This window comes from Vibrio sp., from assembly GCF_038138445.1.
Taxonomy (GTDB): domain Bacteria; phylum Pseudomonadota; class Gammaproteobacteria; order Enterobacterales; family Vibrionaceae; genus Vibrio.
This window is the reverse complement of record NZ_JAYQDQ010000075.1, coordinates 1-19,659: the sequence shown is the minus strand read 5'-3', so window position 1 is coordinate 19,659 and position 19,659 is coordinate 1. Positions and strand designations below refer to the sequence as shown.

The 19,659-nt window shown below is 42.2% G+C and carries 14 protein-coding genes and 1 pseudogene; 4 read left to right on the top strand and 11 right to left on the bottom strand.

Annotation, left to right across the window (positions count from 1 at the left end):
- Positions 1-23: 23 nt before the first annotated feature.
- A complete protein-coding gene (locus AAFM34_RS16355) occupies positions 24-554 on the top strand; it encodes a DUF4360 domain-containing protein (protein WP_341664592.1) in 531 nt (176 codons plus the stop codon).
- A 59-nt stretch (positions 555-613) separates the two neighbouring features.
- Here the strand turns inward: AAFM34_RS16355 and AAFM34_RS16350 are convergent, their stop codons facing one another.
- From AAFM34_RS16350 to AAFM34_RS16335, 4 genes are all read right to left on the bottom strand, one after another.
- Positions 614-1,273 carry a hypothetical protein gene (locus tag AAFM34_RS16350; protein WP_341664590.1) on the bottom strand — a complete coding sequence of 220 codons (660 nt, stop codon included), beginning with the start codon at positions 1,271-1,273 and terminating at the stop codon, positions 614-616.
- Between the two features lie 294 nt (positions 1,274-1,567).
- On the bottom strand, positions 1,568-1,939 hold the full coding sequence (locus AAFM34_RS16345) for a hypothetical protein (protein ID WP_341664589.1): 372 nt from the start codon (positions 1,937-1,939) through the stop codon (positions 1,568-1,570).
- Between the two features lie 267 nt (positions 1,940-2,206).
- The gene (locus AAFM34_RS16340; RefSeq protein WP_341664587.1) at positions 2,207-3,577 is read right to left on the bottom strand and encodes an aldehyde dehydrogenase family protein; all 1,371 of its coding nucleotides are present in this window, start codon (positions 3,575-3,577) and stop codon (positions 2,207-2,209) included.
- A gap of 17 nt (positions 3,578-3,594) precedes the next feature.
- Positions 3,595-4,350, bottom strand: coding sequence for a sulfite exporter TauE/SafE family protein (locus AAFM34_RS16335; RefSeq protein ID WP_341664585.1), 756 nt, complete (start codon positions 4,348-4,350; stop codon positions 3,595-3,597).
- A 271-nt stretch (positions 4,351-4,621) separates the two neighbouring features.
- Between AAFM34_RS16335 and AAFM34_RS16330 the strand changes: the two genes are divergently transcribed.
- Positions 4,622-6,007, top strand: coding sequence for an aminotransferase (locus tag AAFM34_RS16330; protein WP_341664583.1), 1,386 nt, complete (start codon positions 4,622-4,624; stop codon positions 6,005-6,007).
- Here the strand turns inward: AAFM34_RS16330 and AAFM34_RS16325 are convergent.
- Positions 5,991-7,463 (bottom strand): PLP-dependent aminotransferase family protein, encoded by a 1,473-nt coding sequence (locus AAFM34_RS16325; protein WP_341664581.1) that lies wholly within the window; start codon positions 7,461-7,463, stop codon positions 5,991-5,993. The two genes, AAFM34_RS16330 and AAFM34_RS16325, sit on opposite strands and share 17 nt — an antisense overlap.
- A gap of 146 nt (positions 7,464-7,609) precedes the next feature.
- On the opposite strand from AAFM34_RS16325, the gene AAFM34_RS16320 reads away from it, so the two are divergent.
- A complete protein-coding gene (locus AAFM34_RS16320) occupies positions 7,610-9,250 on the top strand; it encodes an alanine/glycine:cation symporter family protein (RefSeq protein ID WP_341664579.1) in 1,641 nt (546 codons plus the stop codon).
- Between the two features lie 52 nt (positions 9,251-9,302).
- Here AAFM34_RS16320 and AAFM34_RS16315 read toward each other — a convergent pair whose 3' ends face one another.
- Both AAFM34_RS16315 and AAFM34_RS16310 read right to left on the bottom strand, forming a co-directional pair.
- Complete coding sequence (locus AAFM34_RS16315) at positions 9,303-11,492, bottom strand: ATP-binding protein (RefSeq protein ID WP_341664577.1); 2,190 nt, start codon at positions 11,490-11,492, stop codon at positions 9,303-9,305.
- Between the two features lie 15 nt (positions 11,493-11,507).
- The gene (locus tag AAFM34_RS16310) at positions 11,508-13,724 is read right to left on the bottom strand and encodes an EAL domain-containing protein (RefSeq protein WP_341664576.1); all 2,217 of its coding nucleotides are present in this window, start codon (positions 13,722-13,724) and stop codon (positions 11,508-11,510) included.
- 357 nt (positions 13,725-14,081) lie between these two features.
- Between AAFM34_RS16310 and AAFM34_RS16305 the strand changes: the two are divergent.
- Positions 14,082-15,680 (top strand): annotated as a pseudogene (locus tag AAFM34_RS16305) (ABC-F family ATP-binding cassette domain-containing protein).
- 32 nt (positions 15,681-15,712) lie between these two features.
- Here the strand turns inward: AAFM34_RS16305 and AAFM34_RS16300 are convergent.
- The 4 genes from AAFM34_RS16300 to AAFM34_RS16285 all read right to left on the bottom strand — a co-directional run bounded on the left by AAFM34_RS16300 (position 15,713) and on the right by AAFM34_RS16285 (position 19,394).
- A complete protein-coding gene (locus AAFM34_RS16300) occupies positions 15,713-16,405 on the bottom strand; it encodes a transporter substrate-binding domain-containing protein (RefSeq protein ID WP_341664574.1) in 693 nt (230 codons plus the stop codon).
- Positions 16,406-16,563: 158 nt separating this feature from the next.
- The gene (locus AAFM34_RS16295) at positions 16,564-17,157 is read right to left on the bottom strand and encodes a transporter substrate-binding domain-containing protein (protein ID WP_341664572.1); all 594 of its coding nucleotides are present in this window, start codon (positions 17,155-17,157) and stop codon (positions 16,564-16,566) included.
- Positions 17,158-17,271: 114 nt separating this feature from the next.
- Entirely contained in the window at positions 17,272-17,937 is a 666-nt protein-coding gene (locus AAFM34_RS16290; protein ID WP_341664571.1) for a hypothetical protein, read from the bottom strand.
- A 104-nt stretch (positions 17,938-18,041) separates the two neighbouring features.
- Positions 18,042-19,394 (bottom strand): anthrax toxin-like adenylyl cyclase domain-containing protein, encoded by a 1,353-nt coding sequence (locus tag AAFM34_RS16285; protein WP_341664569.1) that lies wholly within the window; start codon positions 19,392-19,394, stop codon positions 18,042-18,044.
- Positions 19,395-19,659: the final 265 nt, after the last annotated feature.

Below are 19,659 nucleotides of genomic sequence, written 5' to 3'. Positions count from 1 at the left end.
GACAATACCGAATTTAAAAGGAAATGATTAGATGGGGTTTACCGCCAGCTTACATCGCACCTGATGGTAAGTCTTTTGTACTTGGCTTTGACGAGTATATAGCAGAAGCAGGACCGGATATCTCAAGACGCGAGAATCGTAAAAACTGTCAGATCACCGCAGTACTAGGGATTCCAAATGGATACGCATTTACCTTTGCAGACGTTAACTATCGTGGGTACGCCGATCTTGATCAGCATGTAATGGCACAACAAATCTCGACTTACTTCTTCGCGGGTGAGCGTCAAGAAGCTCGACTAAGCTCAGCATTTTCTGGACCAATTTCAGAAAACTACCAAATCAGTGACCGTCTTGGTCTATCAAGCTTAGTTTGGTCTTCTTGTAACGCAACAGAACCCGTCGTGATCAAGTCAGAAATAAAAGTGGACAATCGTCGTAACCGTCAAAACAGTGGTTTAATTACTCTAGACACCATTGATGGCAAACTGACTCATAGCTATGGTCTAATGTTTAAAAAATGTGGTGATGTAAGCCCAACTGGTGAAAGAATCTAAACCAGTACATAAAAACGATGGGGGCATCTGCCCCCATTTTTTAACGTTTCTAATAAATATTAGAGAGCGTTGTAAGTAACTTGTCTTTCGCTATATCCCATAGTCGCTGGAGTATGGTTTATATCAATCTGTATATTACCAGAGATTTCACCTTCAGAGCCATAAACTGGGCATGTCGCTACATGCGAAAGGTAGGTGGCCTCTTGTGGTTTCATAAAATAATAGATTTGCTGAAGGTTACATTCGCCAACCGTCATACCTTGTGATTGCAAACGAGCTCTCTGCTTATAATAATGCGGCGCTACATCAAGTAAATAAGCAGGTTTAAGCGTGTAAACATTAACTTGGTATTCATCCGTATATTCATTTCCCGACTTATATAAGCCCGTATCATGGCTGTAAAGTACGTTCAAGTGCCAATACGCTAGCTCTGATTCATTAGTCGGCAGCTCACCCGGTTTCGAATATAAGCACTGAAATTGGCTATGCGGAATATCTATCTGCTGCTGCATAGGGGCACCTTGTCGTATCGACTGAACACCACAGCGGTGTAGAGTAAAGCCATTTTGCTCCATACTTTCACGAGTTTGATGTGCAGCTTGGAACTTATTGAATACTCCTTCTGGTGTTGTATCGGTGAACACTTGAGGGGTTTCCGCTTGTACTTGGGCAGCTAAACAAGTAACGAAGCAAGCGGTTGCTATTTTTGTTTTCATCATTATTTCCTCTTATAAATCGCCGACAAATTACCTCACAAAATAGATACCAAACAGAGTTCGTATTTATTTTTGTGATATAAAACAAAAATGATTTATTTTATTAAATAAGGCATTTCAAAATAAGAACATAAAATGAAAGATATAATTAAATAAGTAGATTACACATACCAATTATATTTAATTTATATTTTTGTATTTAAATTATCAAAAAACTGGAAGTGGTTTCATTATTTATATTAATTTTCACTCATTAATAATGATGATAGAATCAATCTATTTAAAAATGTATTACCTCTAAACTTTTTCTCTAATAACATCTTCCTGAATGTCAGTAATAGAGTTATTTTCCAAAATCAAAGCGTCGCTTTCCACATAAATGTTGTGTACAATAAAAGGCTCAACTTCAATAAGGGATGGAGCTGATACCTTAATATTTTCCACCTCACTAGAATCAACATGTCGATAATTTACGGTAACCTCCCCTTGCAGCAAAACGAAGGTTTTCAAGCGAGTACCCTGGTTCACACCTTTGTGGTAAGTGTTGCCACATAATGACCCTTTTTTTCTTGTGAGGTAAACAAATTGACCGTAATCTTTTACTGAAAAAGACTTGGTTTCTCCTCGTTCATCGCTTCCTATACTATTAAATTCTTTAACGGTTATCATCTTATCTCCTTATCTTAAAGTCTATTCAAAATGACTATCGAAAATAAAAATTTAACTTATAAGTCTATCTTTTGTAAAGTAATAATTGAATGAAAGTTTAGTGATAAGTACATCTTTAATGGTTAAATTTAATACAACGTGAAGTGTAGAAATGGAAAGTGCCTTAATTCCACAAAATGATAAATTTGATCTATCTATCAATTAAGGTAAGGACGAAAGATGGAGCGACAAGTTCAAACTACATTGTCGCACCATAGGGGGGAAAGTTTATAATACTAGCGTTTTAGTAACAGACATTTCTCTTATCGCGTACTTTATGCCTTCTCGGCCAATGCCGCTGTGCTTAACACCTCCGAATGGAAAGTGCTCAGCCCTAAACCCAGGGCCATCATTAGTCGCCAGAGTCCCTACATCCAGTTCATCGAACAATCTATGTATTGTTCTCAAATCGTGGGTAAATACACCTGCTTGAAGACCATAATCGCTACTATTAATGACGGGAATAATTTCATCAATGGACACAAACTCACGCAGTGGGATAACCGGACCAAAAACTTCCTCTGTCATCACTGGGCTATCATCTGGCACATTCTCCAGTATGGTTGGAAATACAATATTGCCTTCTCTTTGTCCACCAAGAGCAATATTAGCCCCCATTTTTACACTTTGATCAATCACGTCTTTTATTTGGATAGCGGATTGCTCGTTGACTAGCGGCCCGACAAAAGTCTCTTCTTTAGCAGGATCACCTACAACAAGCTCACTGCTCGCTCTCACTAGTAAGTCACGGAATTCATTATATATGTTTTGGTGGACAAACAAACGTTTCGCAGCAGTGCAGCGTTGACCTGCCGTAGCAAAACGCTGATGAATAGCAGCGTTAACCGCAGCTTCAAGGTCTGCATCAGGCATGACAATAAGTGGATCACTGCCTCCTAGTTCAAACAGCATTTTTTTGTAGCCAGCGTGGGCAGCGATAGCTTCAGCCGCTGGATGACCTCCGGTAAAGTTAACCGCATTAACATCTGGATGACTCACTAGCCCAGCCATTTGATCAATATCTGGTACAAGAAGCTGCAGCACTTCTTTTGGGATGCCCGCTTCGTAGCAAAGCTCGACCAACTTTGCTGCTGAACCATGATTAATCGGCGCTGGCTTAAGAATAATCCGATTTCCTGCGGCAAAAGCAGGTCCGATTTTGTGCATTGCTATATTAATCGGGAAATTAAAAGGTGTAATACATAGCACGGTACCAATAGGAGTGTAACGAACGACACCAGTTTTACCTCTCGCAGGTGCATAAGCGTCTGAGTCCAGCACTTCACCTTGGATTTGACGTGCTTCTTCACTGCAAGCAATGGTGGTATTAATAGCACGTGTCAACTCGACTCGGCTATCTGCGATCGTTTTTCCTGTTTCTTGCGTTATCATTGATGCTAAAGATTCAGCATGGGTTTCTAATAAACCCGCTAATTTGCGCAAAATATCAGAACGCTGAAAAGCCCTTAGATTCGACTGTACTTCACGCCCCTCATGAAGGGTGGCAAGACAATTTTCAATTTCTTCTTTTGAACTAAAGTGAAATTGACCAATGCTCTCTTGTGTATAAGGGTTTTTTACCTGATAAGCCAATGTCATAAGTCTTTCCTATTATTCTAGTTAAGGTGTATGATGATAATTTGATAGGTTAATTGCCCGCCAGATATTAGCAGCGCCCACCACATCAAACGTAAAAATAAGGCTGTGTTTACCTTAGTCAGTAGAAACACTCCTAGCTTTGTTGCTAAAAAAGCAGCCAGAGCAAAAATTACAATCAGCCCTGCATTGTCAGAGAATGAAAAGCCAAGATAGAGAAATGCCGGTATTTTGGTTAAGTGGACAAAAAGCTGCATGATAGACTTGTTGGCAACAATGCTTTCCTTTGACAAATCATCACGCATAAAAAATGCCGTAAGCAGAGGGTCAACTGCACCCGCAATAATTCCTAAACTTCCTGCTGCCAACCCTACCCAAAAAAAACTCCGATCCTTAATCTTTAACATCGGCAGTTTTTTGGGTTTAAATAATGTATAAGCAATCAGTATTAGTAATAGGTATAACGCAAACAAATCACTTACTAGCTCAACCAGTAATCTGGTCGTCAACGCAGCACCGATCAAAGCACCAAAACAAAATGGTATGCACATTTTGGCAGAGATTTCACGACGCAATAACCATGCACGAATGCCATTCCCCACAATCTGAATGGATGCATGAATTGCAATTAATGGCCTCACGGGAATGAATACACTCATGCCAGTGAACATCAAGATACCACCAGCACTCCCTGTCAAGCTCGATAGCACGGAAGCCAAAACCACCACCAAGGTAGATAAAGCTAGGGTTGTGGTTGACAGAGAAATAACGTCCATTGCTTGTTTTACTACCCAGTCATAAACAGAACCATTAATGTAGGTGACCTAACCCATTGAGCGTAGAGCCAACAAGCATTTTTTTTGGTACCAGAACTGGACTTAAAACCTGTCTATATCTGGCTCTACTCACCTCGTCACATTGGTCTGTAAACTTTATTCCCACGCACAACACCTTAACTAAGCAAGTGGTGAGTTAACCTGACCTAATGGTTCATTCATCGAGCATCAAAGTTAAGCCGTTATAAAAAGTAGTAACCTTAAGGAGCTGATGATGAACGACATGGATATTCAATCACTGGTTGACAGCAACAATGAACACGTCTGGCACCATATGAAGCCACACCAAGCTACGCCTATGATGATCGAAAAAGGCCAAGGTATGTATGTCTGGGATGTCCACGGCAAACAATACTTAGATGCTGTCTCAGGTGGCGTTTGGTGTGTCAATGTTGGCTATGGTCGCGAAGAGATCGCAAATGCGGTTAGAGACCAATTAGTGACTATGAACTACTTTGCTCAAACAGCCGGTAACCTTCCTGCTACGCGCTTTGCAGAAAAGCTCCTTGAGAAAATGCCCGGACTTAGCCGTGTTTATTACTCTAATTCAGGTTCTGAGGCCAACGAGAAAGCATTTAAACTAGTAAGACAAATTGCAGCCAAAAAATATGGCGGCAAAAAGCACAAGATACTTTATCGCGAGCGTGATTACCATGGCACAACCATCGCTTGCTTAAGCGCGACAGGTCAAGAAGAAAGACGCGATCAATACGGACCATTTACCCCAGGATTTGTTAGCGTACCTCATTGCTGTGAGTATCGTTCTCAATGGGGTGAGACTGAAGATTACGGTATCAAAGCAGCCAATGAAATTGAAAAAGTCATACTTAGAGAGGGACCTGATACCGTTGGCGCCATTTGTCTTGAGCCTATTACTGCAGGAGGCGGTGTAATTGAACCACCAGTTGGCTACTGGCAACGTGTTCAAGAAATATGTCGCCAATATGATGTACTACTGCACATTGATGAAGTTGTATGTGGCCTTGGCCGAACTGGTAAGTGGTTTGGTTACCAGCACTATGGAATACAACCAGATATCGTCACTATGGCTAAAGGCGTAGCATCAGGATATGCTGCTATCTCTTGCACTGTGACGACGGAACGCGTTTACCAGTTGATCCATGATCAAGATACAACCAGCCGTATGGATTTCTTCCGTGACATCTCTACATTCGGGGGCTGTACCGCTGGCCCTGTCGCTGCACTCGCCAACCTAGAGATCATAGAAAAAGAGAACTTGGTTGAAAATGCACGGATACAAGGCGAATACCTGAAAGAAAAGATGCTTGAGTTGAAGAAAAAGCATCCCATCGTCGGTGATGTACGTGGTAAAGGACTCTTCGTAGGCCTTGAACTTGTGCAAGACAAAGAAACCAAGCAACCTGTTGACGAGAGTATAAGTGTTGCCGTTGCGGCTAACTGCCTAAAACACGGAGTTATTATTGGCAGAACCAATCGCTCATTCCAGACACTCAATAACACCTTGTGTTTAAGTCCTGCGCTTGTTACTCAACAATACGAGATCGACCTGATCGCACAAGCAATCGACAAGGCATTGACCGAAGTCGAAGAGAAGTTACTCACGCCAGCGTTGTAGTCGAAAGTACCTGATCAATAGCATAAGATAAAAGACGGACCCCATCTCGAATACGGTCCGTCTTTATCAGAGAAAATCCCAACCGGAAATATCGACTTGCCTCATACTCATTGTTAGACAGTTTATGAAAGTGCTGTATTCCAGTCTCGATATACACGCCATGTTTTAGCGCTTCTCTTTGTAAACGGACACAATCTAAACCTTGAGGGCCTTTCAGCCATATCGCACTTCCGCCCAATGATGGCGCAATTTGCACGCTAGGTAGCAACTCTCGCAAGGCTGTTTTTAGCAATTCATAACGCTCAACATATCTAAGCTTCAATCTATGCACTAAGGTGTCATGGTACCCACCAGCTAGAAAAAGTGCTAATGCGCGTTGATTATTAGATGGAGTGTGACGCATCATTAATCGCCTCAGCGCACGAGCTTCCCGTATTAAGGCTTCTGGCCCAACCAAGTAACCAACTCTCAAGCCAGGCGCTAGCGTTTTCGATAAGCTACCTACATAAATTACTCGGCCTTCGTTATCTAGACTCTTCAATGCCGGTGTTGGCGTTGAATAGAAGTTTAGCTCGCATTCATAATCATCTTCGATAAGCACAAGATCATGGTCAACCGCTTTTTGCAAAAGGTTAAGGCGACGCTCAAGCGGCATAGTGACCGTGGTAGGCGATTGGTGGCTGGGCGTGACAAATACGTAGTCACAATCATCAATCTTTTGATTCACGACCAACCCATCTTTATCAACGTCCAACTCACGCAGTTTTGTTTGGTTAAGATCAAAAATATGACGAACATCCGGATAACCGGGAGTCTCTAGTCCAAGGCAAGTATCATCGCCTCCAAGTAATCGGCTAAGTAGGTAAAGTGAATGCTGCGTACCCACTGTAAGCAATATCTCATTTTTGTTGCAGCGAACCCCTCTGCGAGCAAGAATACGTGTCCTGAGCTGATCAATTAATAACGGGTCATCTTCATCAACACGGTCCTGCAACCACTCTTTTGCCTGCAACGTCTGCGCCGCTCGTTGAGTACACTCTCGCCACTCCCTAACAGGAAAAAATTCTGGATCAGGTTGACCATAAATAAATGGATATTCACACTGCTTCCAAGCATCTGGTTTATGCAAATGATGTTGCCGAGACGGCAGAAGTTTAAGTTTATTGTCCCAATTAACACCCGCTTCTCTTGATGGTAAAGAAGAGTGGCTTGCTACTAGATTCTCGTCATAGGTAAAGTGAACAAAGAATCCTTTTCTCTCTTTAGCAATTACATACCCTTCCTCTATCAACTTCTCATACGCTAGGACCACAGTATTGCGAGAAACTCCTAGCGTTTTTGCCAGCTCTCGACATGAAGGTAGTGATTCACCCGAGCTAATGTGGCCATCGAGAATGCTGGTGGTGATCATATTCTTAATTTGAGTCTGTAGACTGGCACCTTTGCCAAACTCCATATAAAATAGATGCTTCATTTTTGTTATAATTATCAACAATTTATTAACTTATTGGCCCTATTTTTAACACACTTCTGGCTCTAATAGTAATCCGACCTTTTATCTATGATGAGTTCTATGCCGTTAATAACGCAGGACTTTATGCCATGCATCTACATCCACCTAACCAAGCCCTTCGGGTGCTAATTTGGTTTATACTATCCACTTTATCTTTTCCCTCTTTCGCCACAAACTCAGATCAAGCACTGAACTTTGACCAACAGGTCAATTCCTTTATTTCTCCTATTGCACAACAACTGTCTTCGGTCGTTTTCTACAAAATCAGCCTTTTCGGTTACTCTGTTCCCATCATTGTTCTCTGGCTAAGCATGGCCGCTGTTTTTTTCACCTTTTACTTAAACTTTGTCAATCTGCGTGGTTTGGGAACGGCCTTTCGATTAATTAGAGGTGACTACACCAATCCAAAAGCAACTGGGGAAATTTCTCACTTTCAAGCTGTCGCCACCGCAATATCAGGGACTGTCGGGATTGGTAATATTGGTGGCGTCGCCGTGGCGATTACGATTGGCGGACCAGGCGCAACTTTCTGGCTCATCATGGCTGGCTTTCTTAGTATGTCCACCAAACTCGTCGAGTGTACTTTGGGTGTAAAATACCGAAAAGTGAACCCAGATGGTAGTATTTCCGGTGGTCCCATGTATTACCTTGAGCACTACTTAAAAAGTCGCAACTACCCAAGGTTGGGTAAATGTTTAGGCGGTTTTTATGCACTCGCTCTGGTTATTGGATGCTTGGGAATTGGCAATATGTTTCAATCTAATCAAGCCTATGCTCAGCTTTTAGTTGTAACAGGGGAAAGCCAAAGCTTCTTTGCTGATAAAGGATGGCTCTTTGGCGTGATTATGGCTGTATTGGTCGCTTTGGTCATTCTTGGCGGTATTAGTTCCATTGCCAAGGTTACCGCCAAGCTTGTTCCTATCATGGCGATTCTCTATGTGGTTTCTGCCTGCGTTATTCTGACCATGAGCGCAGAACATCTACCCAATGCTGTATCACTTATATTCTCCCACGCTTTTAGCCTCGAAAGTGCCACGGGCGGTGCAGTAGGTGCCATTATAGTTGGATTCCAGAGAGCCGTTTTCTCTAATGAAGCCGGAATAGGTTCATCATCCATTGCCCATGCAGCGGTACAAACCGATGAGCCAGCCTCGGAAGGTCTAGTTTCCTTGTTTGAGCCACTGATTGATACCGTGTTTATTTGTACACTCAGCGCCTTGGTTGTGATTTCTACTGCTTATCCAACCGGCCTTATTCATGGTGACCTCGTCGGTATTGAACTTACTTCAGCAGTCTTTGCCCACCATATAACTTGGGCGCCATATCCTTTAGCCATCGCTGCTCTGCTGTTTGCTTTTTCCACCACCATTGCATGGTCATATTATGGACTGAAAGGATGGACGTATCTGTTCGGTGAGAAACGTCACTCAAAACTTTTATTCAAACTTATGTTCTGTAGTTTTGTCGCTTTGGGTAGCATGATCCATCTTGATGCTGTGCTTCAGTTCTCTGATGCCTTGGTATTTTTAATTGCAGTTCCCAACGTCCTCGGTCTGTATCTATTCGCTCCACTGGTTAAATGCGAGGTCGAAGACTATCTAAACCGAATTAAGCTTGGAGAAATTGTAAACTATCGTCTTCTAAGTGACAGCATCGATAATCAACCAAGCCATAAGAGACTTTGGCATCGTCTGACCAATCGCGCCCAATACAGCTCAGAACAAGCTTAAGTTAAAAGCACAAAGAGCCTATTAAACAATAGGCTCTTTGAAGACTCTATATTCAATCATCTATAGACTTAGCCGCATCTTCAGAGACTTTGTGTTCCGGTGCCACTAAAGGTAAGGTCAATGTAAAACAGCACCCTTGCCCTAGCTCACTAGTGACCTTGATATCTCCGCCCAACAAGTCAGTTACTAAGTTGTAAACGATATTCAAGCCTAGTCCTGAGCCGCCTTGCCCTAAACGTGTAGTAAAAAATGGATCGAACACTTTGCCAATATGCTCAGGTGCGATACCTTGGCCATTGTCGGTTACAGTAATAATCGCTTTATCTTCAATTTGCTGCCCTTTGATCTCGATAGTGCGATGCTCATGACCAGTAAAAGCGTGGACTAAAGCGTTGGAGAGTAAATTCATCAAGATTTGCGTCAGAGGCCCTGGGTGACTATCCATATGAATGGCTTGTGGACATTCCTCAGTAAGTACCACTCGGCTTCGAGACAAACTGGGCATCATAGTCACTCTTAATTCATGCAAAACTTCATCCAACTCGAACTCACGGCGTTGGTAACTCGATTGATCAACAGCAACTTGCTTAAAGCTTGAAATTAGCTCTGCAGCTCTTCTTAAGTTACGTTCAATGCTGTCAGCTGATTGAGCACTTCGGTCAATATAAGCATCGAGAGTTGAACGTCTAATTCCCTCTTTCGTTGACTCGATAAAAGTATTGTTAAACTCTTTTAAGCTGCTCGCTACTACAATGGCGTTGCCAATTGGCGTATTAAGTTCATGGGCAATACCTGCCACTAATGAACCAAGACCTGAGAGTTTTTCTGACTGTACAAGTTCCTCTTGAGTCGCTTTCAAGACTTCAAGTGCCTTTTGCAGCTCTTGTGTACGCTCATCCACTCTGTGCTCGAGATCTATGTTTTGCTGCTGAGTTTTTTCAAGGTTTTCTCTCCGGTCCTTCTCAGTAGCAGCCGCATGTTCAAACCAGTAATGCCAACGCTGTGGAATCTTAGGAATAGATAGATCGCGATTTTCAGGTAACCCCTCAATAAAGTGCGCTAAGCGCATCGCGGGTTGGCTGAAATGCCAGTGCTGATATAAAACCACAATCAATAAGAGCAGAGTAAACATCGTAGCCATAAGGACATGTGGCATGACAATCGTTAAAATATGATCGCTTAATTTTTCTTCCGTGATTTCGAGAACCAACTTCCAAGGCGTATTGGGCAGATCGTAAGCGCTCCAATACCCGTTTTCGGTCTGATTGAGCACACCGTGTTCGGCTTTGTGAGCAGCGGCAATGGCAACCAAGGTGAGCACTCCCTCCTGCTTCACCACTTGCTTAGCACTAAGAAGTGCCTCCCCACTATCGGCAACTACCAGACCTTGTTCGTCAACAATAGCTAAGCGAGCAACCTCTATTGACTGCTTAGTCAATATGTGATCAAGTACTTTTAGCGTAATATCTGTGCCAACGGCTCCAACAAACCGCTCTTTATCGTAGACAGGGGCCAATAGTGAGACCATCATACCCTTACCCCCCGCATCCAAATAGGGCGTGGTCCAGACACTCTTTCTCTCAGAGTTATTAATGGGACCGACCAACTCAAGGGGGTAAGTACCACCAGCTTGATAAATGACATCTATCGCTTTATCCATATCATCGGTATTGGTCGCAACGAGCAGATCCTTGTAGCTTAACCACGGGTAGAGATAAGTAAGAGCTTGCTCATCATCATAGTAATAGCTCCACTGGAAGTCCTTGTGTTGGGAATGAGTGGAAACAATTTCGGGCACCGCCATTAAAATGGTGCGCACATCTGACGAATAATCACCTATGTTTGACCTTACATATAGTTGCCCCAGCTCATGCCTCACTTCCTCGGGTAAATTTTCCCATGGGGCATTTTTTAAAGACCCCACAGTATTCTGCTCAAGAAAAGTGAGGGCTGACTGACTCGGAATCAGTTCTGGATATCGATAGGAACCTTCGACGGCATTCTGCATGTTGTCTACATGATCAAACGACACGGATAAGGTTTTATTGAGGGAAACTAGCACTTCTAGCGCTTTGTGTTCCAAATTATTAATTTCTTGAACGCGAACTTCTTTACTCAAATAAAATGAGTCTCCTAAAGTAAGGGGAACAATGAGTAACAGTACACCATAAAACATAAACTTATGACGGCTAATCAGTGCATCAGCACTCATTTGATCAGTATTCTGGTCAAAGTCCTTCATTTTGCCGTCCAATGGTTATTGATTCTTGGTATTCTGATGAGAAAAATTAAGCAAATCCTCTAAGTTCATTGCTTTAGCAAACAGCCAGCCTTGCCCTTCCTCACAACCAAATGCCTTTAGCCTCTCAAGCTGTTCGTTTGTCTCTATACCTTCAGCTGTAATCTCCATGCCCAAGGTTTGGCCTAGATTGACGATCATTTTCGCAATACTGTCATCTTGAAGCATAGTATCAACAAAGGCGCGGTCTATTTTTAATCGCGTCGCTGGCAAGGTGTGCAGTGCGCTCAATGAGGAAAAGCCTGTACCAAAATCGTCTATCGCTATTTTGCACCCCAATTGGCGAACTTTGTCTAACACTTTACATAGCTCTGAAATATCTTTAGCTGCCACTGTTTCTGTCACTTCCAGCTCTAACGTCTCGGGGGCTATGCTATATTGTTTCATCGCCTGGCGTAATTGTTTCACAAAACCAGGGCCTTCCAACTGAGTCGGTGACACATTGATAGCCATGGTTAGTGTTGTGTAACCCGCTTGCTTTAGCATCTGAAACTGCATACAGCATTGTTCAATAACAAACGCCCCAATGCTTACCATCAAACCTGATTGCTCGGCTAAAGGGATAAATTGCGCTGGGGGAACAAGAGCCCCCTCTTTATTTCGCCAACGCAATAGAGCCTCTACGCCTGAAAGCTCCATGGTAGACAACTTAAACTTGGGCTGAAACGTCATAAACAAAGCATTGTCATTGAGCGCTTGCTTTAGCTCTGCGAGTAAATGCATTCGATCGCGAGCATCTTGCCCCATATCAGCTGAAAAGCACACCGCACCGCCTCGGCTATATAATTTGGCTTGCTTTAAAGCCACTTGAGCATCTTTGTAATGCTCAGACGAATCAAATTCCTGATCCTTAAGATCAACAAAACCAACACTTGCAGTGATCTTGAAAGGCTGTTCATCCACCACAAAGCTTGAATCAAACAACGAAAGGATGCGGTCAGTTACTATATCCTGCTGAGAGCCAAGCAATGCAAACACATCGCTGCCAACTCGAGCCAAGAAGCAATATGGGAAATGTTTCTGCAAACGGGAAGAAACTCTGACTAACAAACCATCACCAGCCGAGTGGCCGAAGCTATCGTTAAAGGAAGAAAAGTCGTCGATGTCAATCAATGCAAGCCTAGCGTAGTCATTACCAGAAATCGCAGTATAACTGTACCTGCGTAAACTGTTGAGGTTTGCGATATCAAGAAGAGGGTCTTTAAAAGCTTGTTCTTCCAAGCGGTTATATAAAATGACATTATCGAACCCAATAGACAAATTCGCACAAAAGACTTCAAGTAAATGTTTATCTATGCTTTCTAACGGTCGACTAACGTCCACATAAGCCGCCATTCCTCGGCCACGTTCGGTAGAAAAATACAAAGTTAGCCCTTGCTCTAATAAGCTTTGTTTACTTTCTAAGCATTGCATGATGGAGTTTCTAATCGGCTCAGAATCAAGCGTTTCCAAAGAGGTTTGCACAAAATTACTGTATCGACCCGACGCGGCAATAATTACAGGGCCTGCTGACTTCTCAGCTTTATTTTCTTGCGCACAAATCAAGCCATCAGGCTCTATCTGCATAATGGCACTAATTTGCTTAACTGCCCCCTCAGCAAACATTTGCATTCCATAGAAATGCGCGAGTTCCGTACTCGCCTTGACAACCTTTTCTAGCCCTTGACGCATGAGTTGCTGGCTGCGAATTTGGTTATAGGCGCGGATAGCACTGGTTAGAATGGTAAACAGCCGAATACGAGTAAGCTCTGGTTTAGTGCGATAATCATTGATGTCATAGCGCTGGATCGTTTCCATTTCCGGTGCATAACCTGGCTGGCCTGTACGTAATATAATGCGTAAAGCATGCATATCAAGCTCTTCACGAATCACTTCAACAAGCTCTAATCCAGCTAATTCGGTTTCCATCACCACATCAAGTAAGATAACACTAATATTATCCTCGGCGATTAGGACAGACTTGGCTTGTTGAGCTGAATAAGCGTGAAGGAGGTTAAGGGGGCGATCTTCAACGATCAGATCTTTCAAAGCTAACTCTGTCGCGTGATGCACTTCTTCATCATCATCTACGATCAGCACATGCCAGTAACGAGCTTGTTTGAGGTCCGAGCCTTGCTCAGACACATCCTCGATAATAGGCATTAACTCATCAGAATCATTGCATTGCTTACTCATCGCTCCCTCATATAAATTGCAGTGATCTGAACTATGAGTTTAGTCGTAGTTCGAGGCTGTTGCCTAACAAAGTCGACAAAGTAAGACGGCCGCTATTGACCTTAGATTTATTAGATGGCTACAATTGCGCCATCATATCAAAAGAGAACCACGCCAATGAACAACTAAGCCTGTTATCCATTTCACCTTACTTATTGGATCTACAGGAATTAGTAGGCGTCGTTCACGTATACTTTTCTCATTTTTATCGTTTTATTTAGCTACAAAACTTACGTTTAGTAGTGAGATAGATTGCGGTTTATAAGTATCTAACTTGTGTTTTGATGCCTGCTTTTCCTGTTTTACAGGAGGCAAATTTTGGCCATTTTTCATGCTCATAATATCAGTTATTCATTCGCCAATGGCGATAACCTATTTAAAAACCTTTCATGTACCATGGACAAACAACGAGTTGGTCTCGTTGGACGTAATGGAATAGGAAAGTCGATCCTCGCTTCCATCATCTCTGGAGAGCTCACACCTTCAAGTGGCGACCTCGTGGCGCCATCGAACACAGCTATTTTCCACCAGCAATCATCCGTCTTACCAGAGGATGATGTCTCTATCGCCGAGCACCTCAATATGCATCATGTATTATAAGCACTCAACCATATTCGAATGGGTAACTGCTCACAAGAGTGGTTTGATTTGATAGGCCAAGGCTGGGATGTGGAATCTCGCATGGAGAAAGAACTGATTAACCTCAGAATACCTCACGATCTTTTATTTCCTTGCCATCAGCTTAGCGGCGGACAATTTGCACGTCTGGCGCTTTGGAAACTGTTCAAACAACAAAGTGACTTACTTATTCTCGATGAACCATCAAACCATATGGACAGTTCATCTAAACAATGGCTTATCAACACAATGGAAACGTTTTCAGGTGCCATATTACTCATTAGTCATGATAGAAAACTACTCAATACCGTGGATGAGATATGGGAGCTTTCAAGTACAGGGTTAGAAATATACGGTGGTAATTACCAGTTTTATACCGCCAAAAAACAGAGCGAACAACTCGCTATTGAAAGACAGTTAGTCAATATCAAAAAAGAAAAGAAACATCTTGATATTCAGACTCAACGTAACCTCGAAAAAGCACAGCAACGCGCAACCAAAGGTAACAAGCTACGTAGAAGTGGTAGCCAAGCTAAAGTGTTACTTAACGGCATGAAAGAAAACGCTGAACACAGTGCATCGAATCGCAGCAAGTTAGCACATACCAGAAAGGCGCGGCTATGCCAACAAGAGCAGCTACTCACAGCGAGACAAGATAAGTGGAAAAGCCAAAAGTTCAATATTCAAGAAATCAGTAACACGACAACGGCTCGACATTCATATCTAAACGGCAAACTCATATTTGGAAGCAATGTCAGTATACACTTGCAGCTTTTCTATGGTGAAAAAGTACATATACAAGGCCCTAATGGATGCGGTAAATCCACTTTGCTAAAGACGCTATTAGGCGAACTTCCTCTATATGAGGGCGATATAAGCACTAAGGGTCACTTTTGTTATTTGGACCAGAACCTAACCATCATTAACCCAAATCTATCTGTGTTAGATAACTTCTGCTCACATGTACCAAACATTCCTCATAGTGATGTGAGGATATTGTTAGCAGGTATCGGTTTTCGAGGAGACAATGTGTTTAAACCTGCATCTGTGTTAAGTGGAGGCGAAACAATCAAACTTGCCATGTTAATCATTGGTCACCAAATCAACCAACCAGTTTTATTATTAGATGAGCCAGATAATCATTTGGATTTGGACTCAAAAACCGAGTTGGCCAACGCTCTGAGAAGATACAAAGCAGGCTATGTATTAGTGACCCACGATGAAAACTTTGCGTATGACTGTGGTATTACACGCAGCTACCTCATGACAGATAGCGGTCTGGATCTAGAGGAGTATTGAACAGTATGACACCCGATAGTCAGTCTTTGCTTTTACTCAGCTTGCTCTGAGTGAAGGCGTACAAATTCTCTTGCCGAGTCTTCCAAGGGCTGAAGGAGGTGTGATTTGGTCAAACGAATATAATGATATAAATCTTCTGTATCTACCGGGGGGCTGGCAATTTTGATGTCAGGATATTGCTGTGAAAGAAACGCGTAGCTTTGCAAAGGTGCTAGCCAAACGTCAGCTCTACCTGCCATAAGCATAAGAACGGCTTGGTCAACAGAATATACCCGATGTAACCGTCTGTAATCCTTGAGAACTTCGATATATCTGGTTCCGTGCATAGTCACGATTATCTTATCTTTAGCATCATTCAGGGTTTGGTAATAACTTCCGTCTTTAGCAAACAAATGAACTTTGATTTGCTCTAGGGGGAGATCCACCTTCACCAAGCCCGCTTCATTATCTAACTGACCAATTCGTAAATCCAAAGCATCATATTGACCCGTTATTATCGATTGGATTGCTCTTTCATCAGGGAGGTATGTCACTGTGTAAGGAATACCCGCGCCCTCGTATACAGCAGCAATGATATCCTCCACTGTCATGCCATACTTTGTGGTCTTATTCTCCCCTTTATAGCTCTCTCCAATCGCAATATTGATAACCTCGATGTCTTTAGAAAAGGCATTATTAGTAGGAAATAATACATTAATGACAAATAAAACAACTAAGACTTTCATCACTACATCCATAGGTCAAAACCGATAATAGCAAGTATAGCTACTGACCAAACTCTGCTCATATGAAAAGCTTTAGTGCCCGGTTAATCTTAATTGATCGATCTCGTCTGGTTAAATGCTTTTACCGACATTTCAAGTGACTCGACAAGATGTGACTTTTACACATGAACATAATGATATAGATATTGTTTATATACTGATGGGCTAGCAATCTTGATATTAGGGAATTCTTCTTTTGCTTTTAGATAGGTTCTGTGGGGTGCTAACCATAGATCCGCCCTCCCAGAAGTAAGCATTAAGGCCGCTTGCTTCTCTGATTTGACCAAATGACGTTTCTTATAAACTTTGACTATATCCGAATAACGAGTCCCTAAGATAGAGACCAATGTTTTATCTTTGACATCATCCAAAGTCTGATAAAAGTCATCATTAACAGTGACTAAGTGAATATTAATCACGACAATAGGTACATCAATGCGTATCAGCGTTTCTTCTTCATCTAGTGTATCTATGCGAAGGTCAAGCGCATCATACTGGCCTGATACCGCCGTTTGAATCGCTCTCTCATTGGGTAAGTAAATGAATTCGACGTCTATATCTGCAGATTTATATATAATTCTCAAATCCCGCTCTAGTGTAGAGCCTTTGTATATATCTCCCATCGCTACTTTGACTGAATCCTCTGTGTTTGCCGACACAGCACTTGAAAATAGCAGCGTGGTGAATAGTAACCGAAAGAAGGATATTTGCATTTTCTACACTAAAATAGTTTTTGCCCTTATAAAACTATAGATTGAGTTAACTAAAAAAGATCGTATCACCCGCTTTCAGGGATACAAAATTTAGCTGTCGATGAAGTGATTTTTCTATTTATCAAATGATCTGGCTTGGTTAAAAGCATGAGCAGAAACTTCAAGTGGTTCAATAAGGTGCGATTTTGAAACATTAAGATAGTGATACAAATACTGCTTATGAATAGAAGGACTCGCGACTCTTACCTCTGGAAATTCATCCTTCACATTAAGATAACTCCAGTAAGAGGCGAGCCAAACATCTGCTCGCTTTTTTGTCAGCATTAATGCGGCTTGATGCTCTGACTGAACCAGATGACGGTCCTTGTACTCTTTAACCATATCGGAGTAACGAGCCCCCAAAATAGAGACAAAGATTTTATCTTTAGCCGTATCTAAACCTTGGTAGAAGTCCCCGTTAACAGACAGTAAATGAACATTCATTGCCTGTAGGGGAACATTAACCCTTAGTAAATTTTCCTCTTGATCTAAAGCATCGATACGAAGCCCGAGCGCGTCATATTGGCCAGATACAACTGATTGGATAGCGCGCTCATTCGGCAGATAAGTAAACTCTGGTTTTATGCCCACCGCCTCGTATATATTCTTTAGATTGTCTTCCAGCGCAGACCCTTTGTAAATGTCACCAATGGCAACTTTGATCGAATCACTGGCTTGAGCAAACACATAGTTAGGCGTAACGATGGCGCAGAACAGCAACCCCAGAATCCTTGTTCTCATTTTGTTCCCTACATAATATCAACTTTTATATCAATATAGCTTGTACGTAAACGAAAGTCGCTAGGGTTACATAGTATCGGCTTAGCTTTGGGCTCATTTGACCACTATGAAGCATCGCCAAGGCTAGACTTTCGTATTTGCATAAGTTGACTAATAGTTTGCGCAGCATGTTCGAAGTTTTCACTTCTCGCTTGGGAAACTTTGCGCTCCCATCTTGGATTATTAGGCACAGCAAAACCGTGATTTTTGGCCTGTTTGACGAACTCAGCAAACTGATCGGCACTTTCTATTATGTGAATTGAGTCGTAATCCAAAAATCCTTCTGGCATAAATACAGTCAGTGGATAATTAGACGCCGTATCCGTATAGGGGTTAGCTGAGTCAGTGCTGTGATGCACAACAGGATTACCCTTCTTACCAACGGTTGCCGCATTGAGCATATCGATCATTTTGGCAATCCTTGGCGTGGCATTACCTATAGCTTGACCAAAGCTACCTTTGGTTTCGCTCTGTTTGGCAAAAAACTGTGTAGGAGTAAAGTCTTCACCCTCTTTTTCTTTAAACCTAGCTTTATACATGGTGGATACATCAGAAAAGTGTACCCGTTTAACCGGTAGATTGTCTTCTGTCGCCAAATCAAGATCTTCCACTTTTGGCGCAATAAACATGAGGTCATAATCGGCGGTTAGGGGTAACCCAGAGACAGGGTCAGCAAGAACTTTAAGAGGCTCGCCTTCGTATGAGATCTCAAAATGTTCACCCTTTTTCTCCGCCCTATACTCAAGACCCTCAGAAAGTAGTTTTAGTACACCACTTTGCTTATGATCTTTTTCAACACTGAACACCCCATTATTTTCCAACCATTCAAAGCGTTTTTGAGAAAGAGTTAAGTTCACAGAAATGGCATCGCCGCTTTTTATACACTCCTGTACATTCTCACTGTATAAGGTTGTCTGATTTTGACGCACTTCATCGTCATCTTGCAGAGTAATATGAAGCTTACTCAATCTCTGATCGACACAAATAAAGCCCGCCTGAGGGCCATGATTCGAAGACTTGCCTTTAATTGCAAACCCTTTGGTTGGATAGCCTTCTTCAATAAGCCCTGTTGACATACGATCTACGGGACGAAAAGCGATGATCTGTTGAGTCTTTCTAGCCACTGCTTGAATTGGAAGCAAATGCCTTTTAACCATACCTGTTTTACTTGCTAGCTTATTTACTAAATCGACTAAAAAGTCTGCACTCGTCTTGCTTGATTTGAGAGAACCATAAGCCTTAATAAGAGGGTTAGAATGTTCTCTGCATGAATTTTCCATAAAGGGATAAAATGAAGGCAGCGTTTCGGTCACCGTGCGTATAGCCTTAACCTGAAATTGCACGGATTCTTTTAAGTCATCACTCGACATACGCCTGACACTATCCGGTAGGTCAATAGAGGGGATTGATATCGGCAAGCTTAGTATTTCCAGTTTAAATATTCATTGTAGTGATACTTAATAAACTTAAACTGCCACCCAGTCAATAATCTAAGTGCAAAAATTATTAAGCAAAATGATGAATCATAAAAAGATGGAAATTACCATGATTTGTAACCGTTAAGACAAAAAAGAACGGTTATCTTGGAAGGAAACTACAAGCTCACTCATACTAGGCTATCAGTACATAGCCCTGAGGGATCCCCTCATAAATCCGCCAGTGCATAGCCATCTTTTAAGAGCT